19 protein-coding genes are annotated in these 22,561 nt (G+C 31.1%); 11 read left to right on the forward strand and 8 right to left on the reverse strand.

Going from position 1 to position 22,561, the window contains the following annotated elements; genetic code table 11:
- Window positions 1–5: 5 nt before the first annotated feature.
- From N5E64_RS12930 to N5E64_RS12945, 4 genes are all read right to left on the reverse strand, one after another.
- Window positions 6–1,256, reverse strand: a complete 1,251-nt coding sequence (locus tag N5E64_RS12930; protein WP_280037865.1) for a hypothetical protein — start codon at window positions 1,254–1,256, stop codon at window positions 6–8.
- A gap of 427 nt (window positions 1,257–1,683) precedes the next feature.
- Window positions 1,684–2,778, reverse strand: coding sequence for an LptF/LptG family permease (locus N5E64_RS12935; RefSeq protein WP_280037866.1), 1,095 nt, complete (start codon window positions 2,776–2,778; stop codon window positions 1,684–1,686).
- Window position 2,779: 1 nt separating this feature from the next.
- Window positions 2,780–3,910: a tRNA guanosine(34) transglycosylase Tgt gene (gene tgt, locus N5E64_RS12940; protein ID WP_038337127.1), complete on the reverse strand. Its 1,131-nt coding sequence runs from the start codon at window positions 3,908–3,910 to the stop codon at window positions 2,780–2,782.
- A 111-nt stretch (window positions 3,911–4,021) separates the two neighbouring features.
- Complete coding sequence (locus tag N5E64_RS12945; RefSeq protein ID WP_280037867.1) at window positions 4,022–5,323, reverse strand: OmpA family protein; 1,302 nt, start codon at window positions 5,321–5,323, stop codon at window positions 4,022–4,024.
- 178 nt (window positions 5,324–5,501) lie between these two features.
- Here N5E64_RS12945 and N5E64_RS12950 point away from each other — a divergent pair, with 178 nt between their 5' ends.
- Entirely contained in the window at window positions 5,502–6,404 is a 903-nt protein-coding gene (locus tag N5E64_RS12950; protein WP_280037869.1) for a mechanosensitive ion channel family protein, read from the forward strand.
- Window positions 6,404–7,660, forward strand: coding sequence for a D-alanyl-D-alanine carboxypeptidase (locus tag N5E64_RS12955; RefSeq protein ID WP_280037870.1), 1,257 nt, complete (start codon window positions 6,404–6,406; stop codon window positions 7,658–7,660). The genes N5E64_RS12950 and N5E64_RS12955 overlap by 1 nt, the downstream gene beginning before the upstream one ends.
- Window positions 7,661–7,709: 49 nt before the next feature.
- Here N5E64_RS12955 and N5E64_RS12960 read toward each other — a convergent pair whose 3' ends face one another.
- Window positions 7,710–8,183 carry a DUF6702 family protein gene (locus N5E64_RS12960; RefSeq protein ID WP_114998668.1) on the reverse strand — a complete coding sequence of 158 codons (474 nt, stop codon included), beginning with the start codon at window positions 8,181–8,183 and terminating at the stop codon, window positions 7,710–7,712.
- Between the two features lie 180 nt (window positions 8,184–8,363).
- Window positions 8,364–8,777, reverse strand: coding sequence for a hypothetical protein (locus tag N5E64_RS12965; RefSeq protein WP_125349592.1), 414 nt, complete (start codon window positions 8,775–8,777; stop codon window positions 8,364–8,366).
- A 135-nt stretch (window positions 8,778–8,912) separates the two neighbouring features.
- Here N5E64_RS12965 and trmB point away from each other — a divergent pair, with 135 nt between their 5' ends.
- The gene (gene trmB / locus N5E64_RS12970; protein ID WP_219033815.1) at window positions 8,913–9,590 is read left to right on the forward strand and encodes a tRNA (guanosine(46)-N7)-methyltransferase TrmB; all 678 of its coding nucleotides are present in this window, start codon (window positions 8,913–8,915) and stop codon (window positions 9,588–9,590) included.
- A gap of 93 nt (window positions 9,591–9,683) precedes the next feature.
- Window positions 9,684–11,135 (forward strand): M20/M25/M40 family metallo-hydrolase, encoded by a 1,452-nt coding sequence (locus N5E64_RS12975; protein WP_280037871.1) that lies wholly within the window; start codon window positions 9,684–9,686, stop codon window positions 11,133–11,135.
- Window positions 11,136–11,208: 73 nt separating this feature from the next.
- On the opposite strand, the gene N5E64_RS12980 is transcribed toward N5E64_RS12975, so the two are convergent.
- Entirely contained in the window at window positions 11,209–12,564 is a 1,356-nt protein-coding gene (locus N5E64_RS12980) for an orotate phosphoribosyltransferase (protein ID WP_125349589.1), read from the reverse strand.
- 159 nt (window positions 12,565–12,723) lie between these two features.
- Complete coding sequence (locus N5E64_RS12985) at window positions 12,724–13,188, reverse strand: hypothetical protein (protein WP_038337114.1); 465 nt, start codon at window positions 13,186–13,188, stop codon at window positions 12,724–12,726.
- A 125-nt stretch (window positions 13,189–13,313) separates the two neighbouring features.
- Between N5E64_RS12985 and N5E64_RS12990 the strand changes: the two genes are divergently transcribed.
- The 7 genes from N5E64_RS12990 (at window position 13,314) to N5E64_RS13020 (ending at window position 22,548) form a co-directional block, all read left to right on the forward strand.
- Window positions 13,314–14,432: a C1 family peptidase gene (locus N5E64_RS12990; protein WP_280037872.1), complete on the forward strand. Its 1,119-nt coding sequence runs from the start codon at window positions 13,314–13,316 to the stop codon at window positions 14,430–14,432.
- A gap of 12 nt (window positions 14,433–14,444) precedes the next feature.
- Window positions 14,445–15,449 carry a quinolinate synthase NadA gene (nadA, locus tag N5E64_RS12995; RefSeq protein WP_038337116.1) on the forward strand — a complete coding sequence of 335 codons (1,005 nt, stop codon included), beginning with the start codon at window positions 14,445–14,447 and terminating at the stop codon, window positions 15,447–15,449.
- A complete protein-coding gene (gene nadB, locus N5E64_RS13000; RefSeq protein WP_280037874.1) occupies window positions 15,449–17,014 on the forward strand; it encodes an L-aspartate oxidase in 1,566 nt (521 codons plus the stop codon). Before nadA ends, nadB begins: the two co-directional genes overlap by 1 nt.
- The gene (locus tag N5E64_RS13005; protein WP_114998683.1) at window positions 17,014–17,904 is read left to right on the forward strand and encodes a hypothetical protein; all 891 of its coding nucleotides are present in this window, start codon (window positions 17,014–17,016) and stop codon (window positions 17,902–17,904) included. The genes nadB and N5E64_RS13005 overlap by 1 nt, the downstream gene beginning before the upstream one ends.
- A complete protein-coding gene (gene nadC / locus N5E64_RS13010) occupies window positions 17,904–18,767 on the forward strand; it encodes a carboxylating nicotinate-nucleotide diphosphorylase (protein ID WP_280037875.1) in 864 nt (287 codons plus the stop codon). Before N5E64_RS13005 ends, nadC begins: the two co-directional genes overlap by 1 nt.
- A 480-nt stretch (window positions 18,768–19,247) precedes the next feature.
- Window positions 19,248–21,689, forward strand: a complete 2,442-nt coding sequence (locus N5E64_RS13015; RefSeq protein WP_280037877.1) for a TonB-dependent receptor — start codon at window positions 19,248–19,250, stop codon at window positions 21,687–21,689.
- Window positions 21,690–22,107: 418 nt separating this feature from the next.
- Window positions 22,108–22,548 carry a Plug domain-containing protein gene (locus tag N5E64_RS13020; protein WP_280037879.1) on the forward strand — a complete coding sequence of 147 codons (441 nt, stop codon included), beginning with the start codon at window positions 22,108–22,110 and terminating at the stop codon, window positions 22,546–22,548.
- Window positions 22,549–22,561: the final 13 nt, after the last annotated feature.

Here is a 22,561-nt window from a genome sequence, read left to right on the forward strand (position 1 = left end):
TTGAATTATCTCTTTATAAACTTTAAAATTTCGTTTGATTCTTTTGTTTTAATATAATAGATTCCAGCCGCTAATCCTTGACAATCAATTGTTATATTTGATTGATTATTAATACGAACCGATTGTACAATTTGTCCAATAGAATTGTAAATGAAAAGTATATTATTTTGAACATTTAATTGTGTTTTATCAACTCCAATTATAATTTTATCATTCGTGATATTTGCTGATTGCAACCAGATAAATGGTTTTGATTCAAACGTTTTTGTGTTTAAATTTTCGTGAATTTTAAATTGCATGACAATAGGTAAGTGATCGCTCATGTTATACAAATTAGTTCGTAAAGTTTGTGAGTATGTACCCGTACAATCAGGATCTTTAACATCTTTATTCAAGCAATCTCCATTATTTCCATACGCTTTATAACTATCGTTTATAAAAGAAAAACGTGAGCTGTTTTTGAAATTTTCACTCATCACAATAAAATCAAAGCGATCGTCCAAACCGCCACTTGCCCCTGCATTAGTTCCGCTTCCAAAACCTATGTTAGAAACGCGTGTACTTTGTGTATGTAAATAACTAAAAGCTGGATTGTCTTGCCAATTTCCAAGTGCATTTAATGGATCAATCATCAAAATAGCATTTGCCGGATTGATAATTTCTTGATAAGCTGGTTCTGATGAATTATAAAAATTAAAATCTCCAGCAAAAAGAACATATGTATTAGGTTGCGTTAATTTTTTCAAGGATTTTGTGACTTCTTGCACCATTTCCAAACGCATTTGACGATTTGCAGGTCCTGTACTTGATTTTAGATGCGCAACAAAAACTTCTAAATGAATGGGATCGTTTGAAGTAATATTTAATTGAAAAGAATATTGATTGATGTCGCGATAAACTGTTGGGATTTTTTGTTGATTAACCAACGTCAATTTACGTGTATTATAAAAAACCATTGTTTGTAACGGATCATCTAATTTCGTTGTATCAGCCACAAAAAGTGCGCGAGCAAATTTATCAGGTTGATTTTGCAAAGATGTATTTAAGATTAAATCAGCGCCATTTTCTGTTACTAATTCACAAATCATAAATAAATCTGGTTTGTATTCGTCTAAAATATCTCTTAAGATCAATTGACGATTTTGAGGAAGTGAATTCGGAAATTTGAACACATTATAAAACATTGTATTTAATGTTTCTTGTGAAAAAATAGAAACCGAAAGGATTAAAAATAAAAGGAGTAAATTTTTTTTCATATCAATTGATTTTAGTTTTACACTTCAATTTTTTTTAAATCTAAGAAATTAATTTAGAATATCTTAAAGTTAATTATTATCAATTAAATAAAAAATTTTATTTCTTTTCAAGCGGATGAATTTATTAAAGAACTGATTTTAACTAAATTTTATGGTTTCGAATTGATTAATTTGAAAGCAATAAACCAGATAAATATACAGAATAGAAAATCAAACATATAGATAAATATATTTTCATCAATAATATTTCTAAAGAGAATTTGATGAATGGAAAAAGGTATTAGATTGAAAAATCCAGGGCTGATAATTAAAATAAAAAGAACTAAACTAATTATTGTTGGTATTAAGTATTTTTTCATCTAAGAATAGTTTAATTAAAAATACAAAAAAAATCCAGTTCCGAAAAGAACTGGATTTTTGAAATATTTTATGAACGAGCTCGTCTGAAATATAAAAATAAGGTGAGTAGTCCAAAGACAATGTTTGGTATCCATGAGGCTACAAATGGTGAAACATATCCTTTTTCGGAAAACGTAGACGTTGTTTGCGAGAAGAAAATGTACACAAATGCTAATGAAATACCAACAGCAAGGTTGATTCCGATTCCTCCACGACGTTTTTTAGATGAAAGCGATAGAGCCAAAAGTGTCAAAATAATAGTTGAAAATGGACCGCTCAAACGATTATTTAATTCATTTTCGTATGTATTTACATTGGCAGAACCTTTTGCTTTTTGTTTCTGAATAAATTCATTTAATTCGAAGGTATTCATTGTTTCAGCAACATATTCTTCTGGTAAAATTTCGTCAGGAGAAGCTGGTAACTTCAAATTTGTATTGGCTTCGTAATTTAACTTTTCAGTTTTATCTTTGTTAATATCGCGCGTGTAAACACTCATTAATGCATAAGTAGAATCTTTATCATTCCAATTAAAACTTGAAGCGATGATTTGTTTTTTCAACTCAGTCGAATCAAATTTTTGATACATAAAAGAACTTCCTAGTTTTTCTGTTCTGTCATAACTATCAACAAAAACAAATTCGTCAGGAGAAATTTGCGAACCGATACGTTGTCGTTTATAATATTCTTCCTTGTCGTTATTACTCAATAAATGGGTGTATTGGTATTTATTTTTTTTGATATTTGCCCAAGGCAAAACCACATTTCCTACTACCAAAGCAGAAATAGCTAAAAATATAGCAACCCAAATATATGGAAGTGTAAATCGATAAAAACTAATACCACCCGAAAGTACACCTACAATTTCGGTTTGCATCGTCAGTCGTGATGTAAAATAGATCACAGTGATAAAAACGGCAATTGGTAAAAAGGTGTTAATAATCCAAATAGACCAATAAGGGTAAAATTGGGTTAAAGCCGAAAAAGCTGTAGAACCACTATCATTAATACGCCCTAATTTTTGACTAAGATCGACAATAACGGCGATAGTAGACAAAATCAAAACCATGAAGATAAAGGTCCCGATAAAGTTTCGGATGATGTATTTATCAATTATTTTCAAACTACAGACGTTGTTTTAATTGTGGAACAATTTGTTCTTTCCATTGAGCGAAATCTCCTGCTAAGATATGCTGTCTTGCAACTCTTACCAAATCTAAATAAAACGCAAGGTTGTGAACAGATGCAATTTGTTTTCCTAAAGCTTCGTTGGCATTGAATAAATGACGAACATAGGCTTTTGTGTAATAACTATCCACATAACTTGTTCCGTTTTCGTCTAATGGTTCAAAACAATCTTTCCATTTTGCATTTTTCATGTTCATAACACCATTCCAAGTGAATAACATTGCGTTACGCGCATTACGCGTTGGCATAACACAGTCGAACATATCAACTCCTAAAGCAATACATTCGATGATATTCCAAGGTGTTCCAACTCCCATTAAATAACGAGGTTTGTCTTGCGGAAGAATTTCTGTTACGATATCCGTCATTTCGTACATCACAGGTTCTGGTTCACCAACAGATAATCCACCAATTGCATTTCCTTCTGCACCGAAATCTGCAATATATTTTGCTGATTCTTGACGCAAATCTTTGAAATCATTTCCTTGTACAATTGGGAAAAGCGTTTGTTTGTGATCGTAATATTCAGGATTATTGTTTAACCAAGTTCTACAACGCTCTAACCAACGATGTGTGACATGCATGGCACGTTTTGCATCGTGATATTTTGCTGGAATTCCTGTTAATTCGTCAAAAGCCATAAAAATATCAGCTCCGATATAACGCTGAATTTCCATTGATTTTTCTGGTGTAAACATGTGGTAAGAACCATCGATATGCGATTTGAAACGCACACCTTCTTCAGATTTTTTACGACTTGTCGCCAAAGAATACACTTGGAATCCTCCAGAATCTGTCAAAATTGGTTTTTGCCAATTCATAAATTTATGTAATCCACCCGCTCTATGCAAAATATCAGTTCCTGGACGCAAATACAAATGATAAGTATTTCCAAGAATGATTTGGGCTTTAATATCTTCTTCTAATTCACGTTGGTGAACAGATTTTACTGTACCAACCGTACCAACTGGCATAAAAATAGGTGTTTCGATTTTACCATGATCGGTTTCTACAACACCAGCTCTTGCCTTAGAAAATTCGTCTTTTTTATCGATTGAAAATTTCATAGTGTGCAAAGATATTAATTGTTTAGCTTGTTGCGAGTTGGTTTCGAAAAAAATAACAAAAAAATAAGGATAAAGTTGCCTTTACCCTTATTTAAAAATTTTATGAAATGATTATTTTGTAAAACGTAATGACATTTTGCGATCAGAAGCTCTTTCTGCGTCAGAAGCTGTTTCAGCTACTTTTGCAAATTCTTCTCCGTAACCTTCGGCAGCAATAACTTGCGCACCAACACCACGTTTTGTTAATTCAGCTTTTAAGTAATCTGCTCTTTTTTGAGAGATTTCTTTGTTTTTAGCATCATCACCAACTTTATCTGTGTATGCTCCAAGTTTAATTTTTGCTGTAGGATATTTTTTCAAAATTGCAGCAACATTATCTAATTGAATGTCAGAACCTGATTCTAATTGATCTGTTTTACCAAAAACGAAGTTAACATTATCAAAGTTGAACCATTTTTCTTTCAATTGATCTTCTGTCATTGTTGCAAAATCTGGCGCTTTGATAAATTTGATAATTTGATCTTCTAATCCATTTGCATATCCTTTCAATGCAACACCATCTAAATCGATATCAGATAATTCTTTTGGTGCAGCGTTTAGAGAATCCTCATTTAATGAATCAACCACAATTTCAGATTCTTCTGTAATAACTGTTTTTTCTTCGTTCTTATTACATTTTTTTAATAAGAAAAAGGCTGCTAAAGCAACTAAAATTAATGGGATTAACCATTTCCAAAAACCTCCACCACCATTGTTATTATGAGTTTCTGCATAAGCATCAACTGGCGCTACATATGGTTTTTCTTCTGGTTCTACATCAACTACTTTTCTTGTTTCTGTAATAGTTTCAGTTATATGATCTTTTGCAACATCTATAGTTTCAGTAATTTTAGGCGCATCGTTAAATATTGTTCCTAAACCTAAAGCTCCAAGTCCTAAACCAGTCGGAATTAATCCTAAAATTTTATCTTTAATTCCTCCTAAAGATGAAAAGAAATCAGCTTCTGTTACATTGTTAAATTCGGCTTCTTTTCCAATAGATCCAAAAGTTGTTAACGCAGTTAAGTCTAATAATTTTGAAGATGAACCTGTCGAAATTCCTGCATATTCAGCAATTTTAGAAACGATTGGTTGAGCATTCGAACCAAAAACAACATTGATTAATTCTTTAATCGTGTCTGGCGTTTCTTGTTCTGTCGAAATATTTGCTAATCCACGAGAAGCACCAAAAGATTTGATGGTATGAAATAAGCCTGTAGTAGAATTCTTTTTTTCTAAAACACCTCCTAAAAGAATAGGAATAAATGCATTGATTGCTTTAGAAATTCCCGATTCATTTTCACCTAATTCTGATGAAGTTTTCGAGATCAAATCTGGGGTAATATACCCTTTTACTAATTCAATAATGTTCATAGATTTTAATTTTTAATTATAGTCTTTTTTTAGTTGTAATTTGTTCTTAACGAATGTTGTACCAATATTCATATTTATTAAAATTAGTTAAAAAAAATGATAATTTTTCTATTTTTTTGAAAAGATGTTAGATTGGAACTAATTTTATCAACTGAATTACTAATAAAAAAGAATAATTATGCAAGAGCAAGACAAGGTAGATAGTTTGCAAGATGTAATAATAACTCCATTTAAGGATTTAGAAAACTTTACACAATGGTTATTAATGAAAGGTTCTGAAGTTGGATGGAGCTTAGTTTCTGCGTTATTAACCTTAATAATTGGTTTTTGGGTAACAGGTAAACTTGTCAACTTAATCGAAAAAAGAATGGTTGCACGAAATGTAGATTTATCAATTCGTACGTTTTTAATTCCAATTCTTAATATATTATTCAAAGCTATTGTATTAACTTTTGTTGTAGGTCGATTAGGTTTTAATGCTTCTGGTTTTGTTGCAGCTTTAGGAGGTGTTGGTTTAACAGTTGGTTTAGCTTTACAAGGATCTTTGTCAAATTTTGCAGCAGGAATTTTAATTATTCTTTTCAAACCTTTCAAAGTTGGAGATTACATTGTTTCACAAGGAAATGAAGGAAGTGTAGAGTCAATAAATTTACTAAATACAGTAATTGCAACTGCAAAAGGACAGATCATAACTTTGCCAAACGGGAATTTATTTAACAATCCAATTACCAATTATTCTGTAAAAGAATATCGACGATTAGATGTAAATGTTGGTATTTCTTATGATGATGATTTTGACAAAGCGCGCGAAGTTTTGTTGAATGTTTTAGAGAAAAATGAATTGGTTGATGATACACAATCTAAAACGGTTGAGATTCTAGAATTTGCTGCAAGTTCTGTGAATTTGGCTGTGCGTTGTTATGTGAAAAATAGTGATTATTGGACGGCTTATTGGCAATTGTATCGCGCGGTAAAATATGCGTTAGACGACAATAATATCTCAATGCCTTATCCTCACACAGAAATGATTATTAAAAACGAATCGAATTCGTCAACAATTCCTTTCGAGAACAAAGATTAATGAAGTATTTACTTACCATATTATCAATTTTTTCGTCTGTGCATCTTTTTGCGCAGACCGAATTAATTGAGAAACATCTCAATTCTGATTTCTATTCCACTCAATTCACGGGATTTTATTTATATGATCCAATCACGAAAGAAGAAATTTATAATTATAACGGGAACAAATTTTTTATTCCAGCATCTAACACCAAAATTTTTACGTTGTATACAGCGATGAAAATGTTGAATGATTCGATTCCTGCATTCAAATATCAGTTGATTGGTGACGAATTGCATATCGAAGGAACTGGAGATCCAACTTTTTTGCATCCAAAATATAAAAATACACGAGCGTTAGATTTCCTGAAAAATAATGGTTCTAAAATTATTTTTCATTGGAATAATTTCGACGAAGAATCTTTTTTACCAGGTTGGACTTGGGACGATTTTAGAAAAGATTATGCGCCAGAAAGAAGTCAGTTTCCGATTCATGAAAATTTAGTTTCAATTTCGAAAAATGGAAGTTCAATCAAAACATTTCCAACATATTTTGAAGAATTAACAGAAATTAGAGAAATGCCAGAGCCGAGGAATTTCTATGACAATAAATTTTATATCAGCAATAAAAAACGAACAGAAAAAGTTCCTTTTATTGTGAATGAAACGGTGATAGAAAAATCGTTGTCGCAAATTTTGGGTAAACCTGTTGATATGGTCAAAATGCCAATGGTTAATAATCCGAAAGTGTATTATAGTCAGAAATCAGATGATGTTTACCGCGAAATGATGGAAAATAGCGATAATTTTTTGGCAGAACATTTATTGATTTTAGCTTCGAGTACTTTACCAGGAAAACTGAGCGCTTCTGAAACGATTACCTTTTCGAAAAGATATTTGTTAAATGATTTGAAACAGCAACCAGAGTGGTTTGACGGTTCGGGATTATCGCGTTATAATTTGTTTACACCACAAAGTTTCGCACAGGTTTTAGGGAAAATGTACAACGAATTTCCAGAACAACGTTTGTTTTCTATTTTTCCAATCGGCGGTAAAACGGGAACAATCAAAAATAGATACAAAGATTCGGCGCAACCTTATATTTATGCCAAAACAGGAACGTTGAACAATAATGTAACGTTGAGTGGTTATTTGAAAACGAAATCTGGAAGAACGTTAATTTTTAGTTTGATGAATAATAATTCGATCAAAGATTTATCTTGGATTCGAAATGAGAACGAAAAGTTATTACGAATTATTAGAGATAATTATTAAGCATATTTGAAATAAAAAAGCCTTCCGATTTCGGAAGGCTTTTGCTTTATTAGAAAGACATCTTTACGGTGTCGTTATTTCCTGTTAATACTTTTGTGTCTTTTTTATTTTTGACATCAAAAGTTACAATGTTTTGTTGATCATTAAAAATATCTGTCAACAAAGCTACTTTTAGTTCTATCGAGCTGATATTAGAAATTTTATCAAACTTAAAAAAAACTCGTGTCGATTTATCATTTACCTGATAACCATAATAAGAAGTTCCCAAAGCTTTACCATTTACTTTTACATCAACTTTACTATTTACATACGCTTTCAACTTGTTTTCGAAGTTAGATTTGTTTGAAACATCAGCACCAACTGCTTTTTCCAACTGATTGGTAAATGTACGCGCAGTGATATTTAAAGTTCCAGTTTCTTGTTCGTAATCAACCTTGATATTTGCTGTATGAAAATCTTGAGCGTTTAGGTTAAAAGTTACTAAAACCAAAAGCAAAGAGAATAGATATTTTATGTATTTCATTTTATTTCTTAGTTTGTACAAGTCTATTTCAAATCGAGTGCCAAAGATTCTTAAAATTTAAAAGAAAGCTTTAGCGACTTGTTAATAACGAAATTAGAATAAAAAAATTATAAATCACATAAAAATATAAAAAGAGTATTAATAACTTAATACTCTTTTCTATGAATTTATTCTAAATTTTTAAGCAAACCAAACATGGTAAGGAATTCTACTTAAAATACAAACTAAACCAATAATTGCAAAGACTGCAACGCTCATTGGTACAGTTGTAGATCGTTTTAATTTTGCATTCGCAATTGTCATAAAAACAACACCTGCAATCATCATCATAGGGTGTTCAACAAAAGTTAATCTCAAGCCAGAATCTTTCATTATTCCTGATGGTTCCAAAGCAGAAAACATCATAATATAGTAGACTAATCCAAGTAATAATTGAACGTGAAAAGTAATGGTTGTAAATAACCCGATTTTTTTTATTGTTGCGTTTGTATCTTTTTTAGAAATCGCATAAATTAATGTTGAAATCACAAAGATAACGCCCATCAAAATCACAAGATAAGCCCAGCCACTATGAAATTGTTTGATAAAATCCATTTTTCTAATTTTAGTTTTTCAATACAAAAATAACAAACCTTTTTACATAAATACTATTTGATGATATTTATGTGTTTTCAGAACAGTTTTTTAGATTAATCAAAATCTCGTAATTTCGCGCAAAATATATCCGAAATGGGAAAAGATAAAATCAGAAGATTTAACGAAAATAAAACTTTTCAGAATGTTGTTCAACCAACACGAGAAGAGGCAATTAACGAGTTTGCATTAAAAGGAAATTGGAACAAAGAATTTTTCAAGAACGACAAACCAATTGTGTTAGAACTTGGGTGCGGAAAAGGAGAATATACAGTTGCAATGGCGCGTCGTGACAAGGATCGTAATTTTATCGGAGTAGATATTAAAGGATCAAGATTTTGGCGTGGTGCTAAGACTTGTTTGGATGAAGGAATTGAAAATGCTGGATTTCTTCGAACTCAAATCGAAATTATCGATCATCTTTTTGCAGAAAATGAAGTGAGCGAAATTTGGATTACTTTCCCAGATCCACAAATCAAATACAGAAGAACAAAACATCGTTTAACAGATCCTGAATTTTTGAGACGTTACAATACCATCTTAAAACCTGAAGGAACAGTTAATTTAAAAACAGATTCTGAATTTTTACACGGATATACACATGGTGTTATTCACATCGAAGGACACGAAGTGATTCGTTCTACACACGATGTTTATCACCCAGATCATTCGGATATTCCAGAAATTGTAACAGCTGTACAAACATATTATGAATCGAAATTTTTGGAAGAAGGTAAAAAGATTACCTATATAAAATTTCAATTAAAATATTAATCAAAAATCCATCGAAAGATGGATTTTTTTATTTGAAATAAATTTGATAAAAGTTTATTAATCATATATTTGTTGTAACACTTTTATGATTTTATGAAAAATAAATTTTTATTCCTAACACCTTTTTTATTCCATAATATCTTTTCTTTTTCGCAATCTAGAGAAAATTTCATTTTTGCGACAATGGAGACTGAGAATGCCACTTTTTTACAAAAAAATCATGCGGATTCTATTGAAATAATTTCTTCGAAAGATAATTTTTCTGCTATTTATTTTCATCCAGAAATTGCTGAAAGTTTACATGGAAAATTTGCGCATGGACATGGTTATATTTTTAGAAATTCGAAAGAAGATGCACTACAATCACTTCAAGAAAAACCATCTCAGAAAAAAGCACCTTTCAATTATACCATTTCAGAACAAGCTTTTATAACAACAGCTTTGAATGATGTTGATGTGAAAGAAATTGAGAAAACAATTTTGATGTTAGAAGATTTCAAAACGCGTTATCATACACGACAAGAAGCAAATAATGCGGTTCTTAAATTGAAAGAAGTTTGGGTGAAAATGATTGCTGATGCAGGACGAACTGACGTATTTGTAAGAATCGTTGATCATGTGAATACGCCAATGAAGTCGTTGATTTTGACTTTTAATGGAATTGAAAAGAAAGATGAATTTGTGATTATTGGAGGTCATGCCGATTCGACTGTTGGTTGGAATGCAAATCAAACTTTTGCACCAGGAGCAGATGATAATGCATCTGGAATTGCAACAATCACCGAAGTTTTGCGTGTGTTGTTAAAAAATAATTTCAAACCGCAACGAACTACCGAAATTATGGCTTACGCAGCAGAAGAAATAGGTTTAGTAGGATCGAAAGAAATTGCGCAGAAATACGCTTCGGAGAATAAAAATGTAATAGGTTATGTACAATTTGATATGACGAATTACAAAGGTTCTACGAAAGATGTTATTTTGATGACGGATACTTATTGTGATGCAAATCTCAATTCGTTTTTGATGAAATTGATGGACGAATACAACAAAACGGGTTTACATCAATTCACGTATGATACTTCAAAATGTGGTTATGGATGCTCAGATCATGCGAGTTGGTCGGAAAATGGTTATGCGGCGACTTTACCTTTCGAGTCTAAAATGGGAGAAGATAATCCTAATATACACACAACCGGAGATACTTATGCGTTTATGGGAAGTACGTCTACGCATGCGGCGAAGTTTACAAAATTAGGAATAGAATATGTAGTTGAAGCGGCTAAAATCTCGACTTTAGGTACAAATGATATTGATAAAAATTCGTCTAAAATTTACATTTCAAATAAAATATTGAATTATCAATTAAATTTTAAATCTCCAATTTCGATCAAAATAATTGATGCAACAGGACGAATGATTAAAACAATAAATACTGAAAATTCTAATGGAAGTGTAAATCTTTCTAATTTATCTACAGGATTTTATATCGCAACATTTCAAGATTATAATGGAAATAGTGTTTCACATAAATTTGTGTTCAAGTAATTTCATTATAAATAAAAAACAAAAAGCAAGCTGAAAAAAGCTTGCTTTTATATTTTTGAAATTTATCTAAATCTTAGTCATTCAAACTTTGTAGGTAAGAAACCCAACCTAACGTTTGGTATTCTTTTGCAGCAGTTTTTACATCAGCAGCTTTGTAAATTCCACGACCAACAATCATAAAGTCTGTGTGATAATTTTTGAAAACTAATTCTGGCGTATTGTACTGTTGTCCTTTGCTATCTCCAGTCGAAGAAATATTAACACCAGGCGTAAACAATAACAAGTTATCAGGAATTTGGCGTTGCGCAACAGCTCCTAAAACATTTCCAGATTGTTCCGAAACATTAATTGCTTTTGTAAAGTAATAATCATCAGTCAATGTTCCTTTCGAAGACATTTCAACAATTGTGATAACACCTGTGTTTTCGAAAACTTTTAACGATTCTAAACCTCCAATTGGATGAACAGTTACTAAATCTGCCCAATCAGAAATTTTGTAAATCGATTTCTTAAATTGTAATTCTTGCGTATTTCCAATATCACCAAATTTGCGATCTTCGAATAATAAGAATTCTTTTTCACGCGCGATTTTTTTCAACTCAACAATTAAGTTATCCGAAAAATCTTGAATAATATCTGAATGTAATTTTAACGCAACAATATGATCACCAACTTTTTTCGCGAAATCTGTAATTTCTTCAGAAGTAATTAAATCCGCAGAAGCAATTAAGTTAGATTGTTTTTTCAACGCTAATTCAACCAAACGTTTTCCAACTGGATGTACAATTTTTTTGTTTTCCAATGCAATACGTTGTTTTGCAGGAACCGCTTCTGGAGGTAAAGCTAAAAAGTCTTTAATTTTTTTCGCTTCATCATCACTTAAACGGTGATATTTATGTAAAATATCGATTACTTCGTGAATTGTAAATAACGTTTTCACATTGTAACCTTGCTCTTTTAATTTTTCAGAACCACCTTGCGCACGATCCAAAACAACAACCAAATCTTTTACACGTAAACCTTCGCGCTCAACTTGATCAATTGTTTCTAACAAAGATTGTCCAGAAGTAATCACATCTTCTACCAAAAGACAAGATTGTCCTTCCGCAAAGACACCTTCTACCATACGTTTAGTTCCGTAACCTTTATTTTCTTTACGTTTGATAATCAAAGGAATGTTCGATGTTAAACTCATTGTAGTTGCCATTGGCAAAGCTGCATAAGGCACACCACAAATCAAGTCGTATTCTACATCTTCAACTAAATCTAATAAGTTATTTGCTAAAGTTTTTAGTAATTGTGGACTCGAAGCTAAAGGTCTTAAATCGACATAGAAAGGAGATTCTATACCACTTTTTAAAGTAAAATTTCCAAATTTTATAATTCCCAGCTCATAAGCTTTCAATAAAAAATCTTCTCTTGGTTGCATCTGTGTAATGTTTGAGCAAAGTTAATAGGTTTTTGAGTCATTTATGGCATTTTCGCGAAAATTAATTTTAAGATGAATAAAAATTGAATATTTATACTGAATTGATTTATAATTTGTTCGAAAAATGAAATATTATGTATTTAAAATAAATGAAAATTTTTAATTAATATTATTTTTTATTGAATCAATAGTACATCTTATGTTTTCTAAATCTTCTTCGCTATTAAATGTAAAATTATCACCAAAAGGATCAATAGCTCTTGATATAAAAAAGAACTTTTTGTTATTTATTTTGATATAATTTAAATATGGAAGTACAAATTGATTAATTTCTTGAACTTCATTAAGATTAAATGTTTTTTTTGAAAATATCTTTTTAATTGTAAGTTGGTTAATGTTATTATCTAACACTATTTCATTAATCTGATAATTAATCCGAATAAAAACACAAAAAATTAGTATAAATGAAATACAAAAAATCAAGACATCATATTTATTATTTGCAATTATTTCGTCTAAATAAGTGAAAATAATTACTGAAGTAAATAGAATTAATATGTTTAAAACAATTATAATAAGTACATTATAAAAACTATTATATTTCCTACTAATATATTCTTTCATTTATAAGAATTAAATATTTACGTAAAAATATAATTTTTATGTAATTCAGAAAAGAAGTTTTCGTTCTACATTTTATAATAAAACTTCATAAAATAACTTTACTTTTGAAATCTATACAAACACAAATGAAAAAATATATATTCGCCAGCATCGCTTTTGTAAGTATGTTGGTTTCGGCACAAGAAACGCCTTTCAAATTCAAAGAATTAGTTAATAATTCTGCACTTCCTATTATTTCGCAAGGAAAAACGGGAACTTGTTGGTCATTTTCGACAACTTCTTTTTTAGAATCGGAAGTGAAGCGTTTGACAGGAAAAGATGTCGATTTATCGGAAATGTATAATGTGCGTTTTACTTATCCTGTAAAAGCTTATAATTATATATATCGCCAAGGAAAAGCACAATTTAGTGAAGGAGGTTTGTCGCATGATGTATTAAACTCGGTTCGTAAAAATGGATTAGTTCCAAACGAAGTTTATGCAGGTTTTGCGAATGGAACAGATGTGAAACATAACCACGAAATGTTGGTAAAGGATTTGAAAGTTGGATTAGATTCGATTGTAAAAAATCCTAAAAAATATTTAACTGCAGATTGGAAATCAAAATTTGATCAAAAATTGAATGATAAATTAGGTGTTCCTCCGACAAAATTCAAATTCGAAGGAAAAGAATATACGCCACAAGAATTTGCAAAAGCCTTGAAAATAAATCCTGATGATTATGTAACCTTGACATCTTTTCAGCAAGCGCCTTATTATTCACAATTTATTTTGCAAGTGCCAGATAATTTTTCAAATGGTTCATATTATAATTTACCATTAGATGAATACATGAAAGTCTTGGACGAAGCGTTATATAAAGGATATACAGCGGCTTTTGATACAGATGTTTCTGAAAAAACATTTTCTAAAAAGTATGGAATGGCAATTTGGCCTTCAGAAGGTTTAGAATCAGATTATTTTGTTCAGATTTTACCTGAAAAATGGGTTTCTGCTGATGAGCGTCAAGCTGCTTTTGAAGATTATTCGACAGAAGATGACCATTTAATGCATATTACAGGAATTTTGAAAGATCAATTGGGAAATCAATATTATGATGTAAAAAATTCTTGGGGAACAACAGATTTAGGAAATAATGGACACATTTATATGTCGAAACCATTTTTCAGAATGAAATCAATTGCTTTTACAGTGCACAAAGATGCGTTGTCAAAAGAAGTGAAAAAGCAATTAGGTATAAAATAAAATCACTCACAAATGAATACATTAGAACAAGCGATAGAGAAACTAGATTATAAAGGTTATTTGGATGTAGAAATTCCAAAAGGCACTGATTTGATTGCGGAAATCAATAAATTACGTAAAGAGAAAAATGCGGTGATTTTGGCACATTATTATCAGTCAGGAGAAATTCAGGATTTAGCAGATTATTTAGGTGATTCATTGCAATTGGCTCGTGCAGCTGCAAAAACTGAAGCTGATATGATTGTTTTTTGTGGTGTTCATTTTATGGCGGAAGCCGCAAAGATTCTGAATCCGTCTAAAAAAGTGGTTTTACCAGATACAAAAGCAGGTTGTTCTTTGGCAGATTCATGTTCGGCAGAAGGTTTACGTGGTTTACGTGAGCAACATCCAAATGCGATTGTGGTAAGTTACATCAATTGTGATGCGGGTGTTAAAGCAGAATCAGATATTATTGTCACTTCTTCGAATGCGGAAGCGATTATTAATTCGTTGCCAGAAGATCAAGAAATTATTTTTGCGCCAGATCGTAATTTAGGTCGATACTTAAATCAAGTTTGTAATCGCAAAATGATTTTGTGGGATGGAGCTTGTATCGTACATGAAGCGTTTTCATTGGAACGAATTGCACAACAAATGGCAGATCATCCAAATGCAAAATTAATTGCGCATCCAGAAGCGCAAGAAGATTTATTGAAGTTTGCACATTTTATTGGTTCAACTTCTCGTTTGTTAGATTATGTGGTAGAAAATGATGCACAAGAATTTATTGTGGCAACGGAAGAAGGAATTTTACACGAAATGCAAAAACTTGCGCCGAATAAAACATTAATTCCTGCTTTGGTTCAAGATGAATCATGTAATTGTTCTGAATGTTTTTACATGAAATTATCCACATTAGAAAAATTATATCTGTGCATGAAATATGAATTGCCAGAAATACAAATCGAAGAAGAATTGCGAGTGAAAGCATTAGCTGCAATTAATAGAATGTTAGATTTATCAGAAAAAATAAAATAATGGCTATTCAAGATGTTTTAGTCATTGGTTCTGGAATTGCCGGACTTTCTTATGCGCTGAAAATTGCGATTCGTTATCCCGATGCAAAAATTACAATTGTAACAAAAGCAAACGAAGACGAAACAAATACAAAATATGCACAAGGTGGAGTTGCTGTGGTAAGTGATTTCGAAAAGGATAGTTTTGAAAAACATATCGAAGATACACTTCGTGCAGGAGATGGTTTGTGTAAGTTAGAAGCGGTTGAGGTTGTCGTAAAAGAAGCGCCAGAACGCATCAATGAAATTATTGATTGGGGTGTTCGTTTCGATAAAAATCATGAGGGGATTTATGATTTAGGTCGAGAAGGAGGTCATACCGAAAACCGAATCGTTCATCACAAAGATATTACGGGTTGGGAAATTGAACGTGCAATGCTCGAAGCAATAAAATCTTACCCAAATATCAAAATGCTAACACATCATTTCGTAGTTGATTTAATTACAGAACATCATCTTCGTCAAGATAATACAGATAAAATAACATGTTTTGGTGCATATATTTTAGATTTGAATACCGATAAAGTTGAGCAACATTTAGCCAAAGTAACTTTGTTAGCAACTGGCGGAGTTGGTCATGTTTATAAAAATACAACGAATCCTATTATTGCAACTGGTGACGGAATTGGGTTGGCTCGACGTGCGAAAGCAACCGTTTCGGGAATGCAATTTATTCAGTTTCATCCAACAGCTTTTTACAGTGAGTTTGATGGGCAATTGTTTCTGATTTCGGAAGCAGTTCGTGGTTTTGGAGCAAAATTGCGTACAAAAGATGGCGAATTGTTTATGCATAAATATGATGAACGTGAAGAATTGGCTTCGCGTGATATTGTGGCACGTGCGATTGACAACGAAATGAAATTGCGTGGAGATGATTATGTTTATATCGATTGTCGACATTTAGAAAAAGAAAAATTCTTGGAGCATTTTCCAAATATTTACGAAAAATGTAAATCCGAAGGTTACGATATGTTTACCGAATTGGTTCCGGTTGTTCCAGCTTCGCATTATTTGTGCGGTGGAATAGACGTCGATTTAGAAGGAAAAACATCTATCGAGAATTTGTTTGCGGTTGGTGAATGTTCTAATACAGGTTTACATGGTGCAAATCGTTTGGCTTCGAATTCGTTATTAGAGGCGATGGTTTTTGGTCATCGTGCAGCGTTAAAAACGGTCGATTTATTAAATGATAATCAATTTTCGATTTATAATTTTGAGTTTCCAGAATGGAACGAAGAAGGCATGAAAGTGCAAGAAGAATTAGTATTGATTTCTTATTTACGCAAACAATTACAAGCGATGATGAGCGAATTGGTGGGAATTGTACGAAGCGATAATCGTTTGCAAATTGCACAAAATCGTATCAATGAAATTGAGAAAATGGTCAAAGAAATTTATTATTTTACGATTGTTTCGCCTAAAATTTTAGAACTTCGAAATTTGGTTGATGTCGCACATTTAATCATTGAGCAAAGTATCAATCAAAAAGAAAATCGAGGAACTTTTTATAACAAAGATTTTAATTAATGAAGAAATTATTTCTGTTCGTTGCATGTTTTGCAATAAGTTTTTCTTTTGCTCAAAATTCGAAAGAAAAACAAAACGTAAGTTTGACTTTTGGTAAAGAAGCTAAGAAAGCTGTTGTTTATTTTGGTTGCGAAAATCTCAAAGAGAATAGCGAACTACAGGCTTGTATGAACAAAAATTTGAATCAAGATATTCAAACTCAAATTTCATTCTTTTCTAATATTGCTGATTATCTTCATATCGAAACTGCTCAATCTAAATTAGGTTTTAAAATCAATGAAGATGGTAATTTTGATGATGTCTCGACTGATGGTTCAAATCCAATTTTTAATAGTGTAGCATTGTCGAGTTTAGTTTTGTTGAACAATAAAATGGAGCGAGCTAATCTGAAAATGACGCCTGCAAAAGGAGTCGATGGAAAAGCGGTTGCGATGAAATATACAATGCCTTTACGTTACGAATCGGCAGAAAAAAATAATGATTTTGAAACTTTCCCTTCAGAAAATCGTGTATTGTTTACTTTAAAAACTGATGAAGAAACGATTGAAGTAAGAATTGATAAAGAATTTAATTTAACAACTTTTGGTAATAATGGAAGTCGAGAATATTATTTAGGAAAGTTTTCTAATCTTTTCGAAATGGCTTCTATTGATCCTTATGCAACTGCTTTTGATGTGGCTTTTAAATCTGGAGCAATTGACATTACAAAAGGTAAAATTGATGACAAAGAATATAAACTTCAAATCAAAAATTTCTTCGAAAATGATCCTTCAGTACAAGTGTTGATTACAGTTGTGCGTGAAGAAAACGGTACTTGGGCTGAATATTATGAATACAAAACCAAGAAAGAATTTAATCAATCAAAATTTGCATCCTTAACTTATAGATAATGAATTTACCTCCATATATCACACAAGAAAAATTACAATTTTTTATTCGTCAAGCTTTTTTAGAAGATGTTGGCGATGGCGATCATTCAACGTTAGCGTCGGTTCCGTATGATGCAATTCAAGAAGCGGAACTGAAAGTGAAAGATAACGGAATAATTGCTGGAATTGAATTAGCGAAAATTATTTTTGATACGTTTGATCCATCTTTAAAAATAGAACAATATATAAATGATGGCGATAAAGTACAATTTGGAGATGTTGCTTTCAAAGTAAAAGGATCTTCACAATCAATTTTAACTTGCGAACGATTAGCGTTGAATTGTATGCAGAGAATGTCTGGAATTGCAACTTATGCACATGAAATGATGGAATTGGTAAGTGGTACAAATGCCAAAATTTTGGATACACGAAAAACAACACCTAATTTCCGGATGTTCGAAAAATGGGCCGTTAAAATTGGAGGAGCAGAGAATCATCGTTTTGGATTATACGATATGGTGATGTTAAAAGATAATCATGTCGATTTTTGTGGAAATATTACTAAAGCAGTTGCGCAAACCAAAGATTATTTGGAAAAACATCATTTACATCTAAAAATAGAGGTGGAAACGCGCAATATGGATGAGGTAAAAGAAGCTTTGGAGGCAAATGTTGATTTTATTATGTTGGATAATTTTGATCTCGAAACGATGAAAGAAGCGGTTCAATATATAAATGGACAAGTAAAAACTGAAGCTTCGGGTGGAATTACAAAAGAATCTGTTCGTGCAATTGCCGAAACTGGTGTTGATTTTATTTCTTCTGGTGCGATTATTCATTCTGCTCCTAACTTTGACTTAAGTTTGAAAGCTGTTAAGGCTTGATTTCTTTAACATTTCAATTCTTTTTTATGATTAAGAATACAATACAACAAGTTTTAACGTTAGTTGTATTGTATTTAAATAATTTGTTTTGAAAATTTATTAGTATTAGCTTATAAATAAAAAAGTTATTGAATTTAATTTTATTAATACTGATTCTAAATAATTAATTTTTTCTTGAGTTTTCATCTTTTTTCTAAAAAAAAATCATTGTATTCCTATAATTAATGTTAAAAATTAACATTTACATTATGTTAATTTTTAATTAAATGTTAAATAATCTTTAAAAATTGATATAATTATATTGTCTAATTTATTACTTTAATAAAAAATATTCTTTTTAAAAATTGATGTAATAATTAATAATTAAGTTGATGGTGGTTTTTGTAAAAATTTACCATAATTTAACAATAATCTCATTTAAAGTATAGAAATTTGCAGAAGTAAACTTTTAAACTATTTCATAAGATGAGGTTAAACTCAATGAAGCTTTTATTAGTAGGAGCTTTTGCCTTAACGGCAACATTATCTTTCGCTCAAGTTGTTGAACCAACAGATTCTACAAAAGTTGTTCAACAAGAGGACGAAAATGTGTCTTTAGTAGAGACATTAATTATAGGTAAAGGAGTAATTGATCTAGCTGAAGACAGAAAAACACCAGTTGCATCAACTACAATTACTAAAGAACAGATAGAGCGAAGCACTGGAGGAGGTGATGATATTACCAAAGCCTTTGTTAATACACCATCTGTATATGTAGCAGGACAATCAGGAGGGTTTGGTGATTCTAGAGTTGTTACACGTGGTTTTGATCAATCTAACACGGCATTTTTATTGAATGGGCAACCAATCAATGATATGGAAAGTGGTAGAGTATATTGGTCAAACTGGTCGGGTATGTCTGATATAGCTTCTGCAATTCAAATTCAAAGAGGTTTAGGATCATCAAAAATAGCCATTTCATCTGTAGGGGGAACATATAACTTTATAACAAAAGCTACAGAAAAGAAAGAAGGAGGTGTTTTTAGAGCAGGAATAGCAAATGATTATTATTACACTTCGACATTAGCCTACAATACAGGGTTAATCAATAATAAATTTGGTGTTTCCTTATTATTAAGTCATTGGCAAGGAAATGGATACAATGATGGTACTAAAGGTCAAGGTCAAAATTATTTTATCTCATTTGGCTATAAACCATCTAAAAATCATACATTAAACTTCTTATTGACAGGAGCACCTCAGTGGCATGATCAAAATTATGCTCAACCAATATCAACTCTTTTGAAATATGGGCGTAAGTTCAATGGAAATCAAGGTTATTTACATGGTGAACTGTTTAATGAAAGAAGAAATTTCTACCATAAACCCGTAATGAATATAAACTGGGATTTTGATATAAATGATAAAACTAGTTTATCTACAGTTCTTTATGGTTCTTGGGGTCGTGGAGGAGGAACAGGACCTTTGGGTAGAGCGACAACTGACTCTGATACAGGATTAAAATTAATCCAAAATCAGTTTGATAGACAAAGTCAAGCAGGTGGAGCTTCTAGTTATGCCATAAGATCTAACGTAAACAATCATCAATGGTATGGAATGCTTTCTAATCTAAAGCATAAATTCACAGACAAATTAAATTTGAATGTAGGTTTTGATCTTAGAGCATACGAAGGAGATCATTTTCAACAATTAGCGAATTTAATGGGAGGTGATTACTACACTGTAAGATCGGGGACAAATGTTAGATATCCAAATGGTTATAATGTTTCCAAAACGTTTTCTACAAAGAATCCATGGAAATTGAATAATTACGCTAAGAATGACACAGAAAAAACGAGTTATGATGATAGAGAAAGAGTGAATTATGGAGGTTTATTTACTCAGTTAGAGTATTCAACAGATGCATTTAGTACATTTTTTCAAGGATCGGTATCTAATCAAACTAATCAACGTTGGGATTATTTTAAATATACTGAAGAAAACGAAAAATCTGAAAAATTATCAAACTGGGGATATAACCTAAAAGGAGGTGTTAGTTTTACTATAGCAGAAAATCACATGATTTTTGCCAACTCTGGATTCTATTCTCGCCAGCCATTTAGTAGAGCTTTATTTTTAAGAAATAGTAATGAAGCAAATAATAATACTAAAAATGAAGAGGTATTAGGTATAGAGTTTGGATATAAATTCAAAGCTAGAAATTTTTGGGCAAACTTGAATGGATATTACACAAATTGGAAAAATCGTGTAACAACAGACTCTAGAACTGCTACATCAACTGATATAAGTAAATACGGCGTAGAAAGTGGTTCAATTATAAATTTAGTAAACCAAGGTGTTGAACAAAGACATAAAGGACTAGAACTGGAAATGGGATACAAACTAATGAGAGTATTAGAATTGACAGGTTTCGCTTCTTTAGGAGATTGGAAATATAGAGGACAATCTACGACATTTGTATATGGAGATAATCAAAATTACTTAGATACTACAAGCGAAAACCTTGATAAATTGAAAGTAGGAGATGCTGCACAAACACAATTTGGATTAGGTATGAATTATAAAGTCATAAAGAGTATTTCTGTTAATGCAAATTATCGCTATCAAGGAGATTTATATAGTTCAAGAGTTAGTTCTGTAGTTGATGATACATCAACAAGAGGATCTGGTAATTTAAAATTGCCTTCATACAATTTAATGGATGCTGGTATTTCTTGGGAGCATAAATTAACAGATAGAAATAAATTAACTTTACGTTTCAACGTAAACAATGTATTTAACCACATTTATATTTCTGAAGCAACTACAAACTATCAAGCAGATTACAAAGGAGCTGATACATATAAAGGAATTAACGTAAACAACCAAGTTTATTTCGGATACGGAAGAACATGGAATGCTTCTGTTAAAATTACTCTTTAAGATTAATAAAACTTATTATATTATGAAAGCGGACTTATTTTTAAGTCCGCTTTTTTTGGTGCTTGCTGTAAATTAATAAGTTAAATGATATAATTATATAAATTTTAGTTTGTACTGGTTCTAAATAAATTAGTTTATTGTATATTTATACATTTAATGCTGTATATTAATTCTTAAATATTTTTATATCTCTAATTATTAATAAAATATTGTATAAAATTTATATTGTTTTTTTATAATTAATGTAATTATGTGGTTAAAATATTATTATATGCACTTAAAAGAATGGTAAGTGTTAAATTTATTTAAAATTGATTTTTTAAGTAATAATTATTCTTAATTAACATAACGTTTGTAGTCGTTTTAACATATATACACCTCAACTTTGCAGCGGTAAACATTTAAACTATTTCATAAGATGAGGTTAAACTCAATGAAGCTTTTATTAGTAGGAGCTTTCGCCTTTACGGCATCATTATCTTTCGCTCAAGTTGTTGAACCAACAGATTCTACAAAGGTTGAACAAGACGAAAATGTATCTTTAAGTGAAACTTTAATCATTGGTAAAGGTGTAATCGACTTACAAGAAGATCGTAAAACACCTATTGCAGCAACTACAATCACAAAAGAAGTTATTGAACAAAAAGTTGGTGCTAATGATATTACACAAGCATTTGTTAACACACCATCTGTTTATGTTGCAGGACAAGCAGGAGGTTTTGGAGATTCTCGTATTATTACACGTGGTTTCGATCAATCAAATACAGCTTTCTTATTGAATGGACAACCAATCAATGGAATGGAAGATGGTAAAATTTATTGGTCAAACTGTAATCTTCCCCTTGTTAGGAACATTTAAAAGTATAGTTTTC

It is taken from the genome of Empedobacter sp. GD03739, from assembly GCF_029843245.1.
Taxonomy (GTDB): Bacteria; Bacteroidota; Bacteroidia; order Flavobacteriales; family Weeksellaceae; genus Empedobacter; species Empedobacter falsenii_B.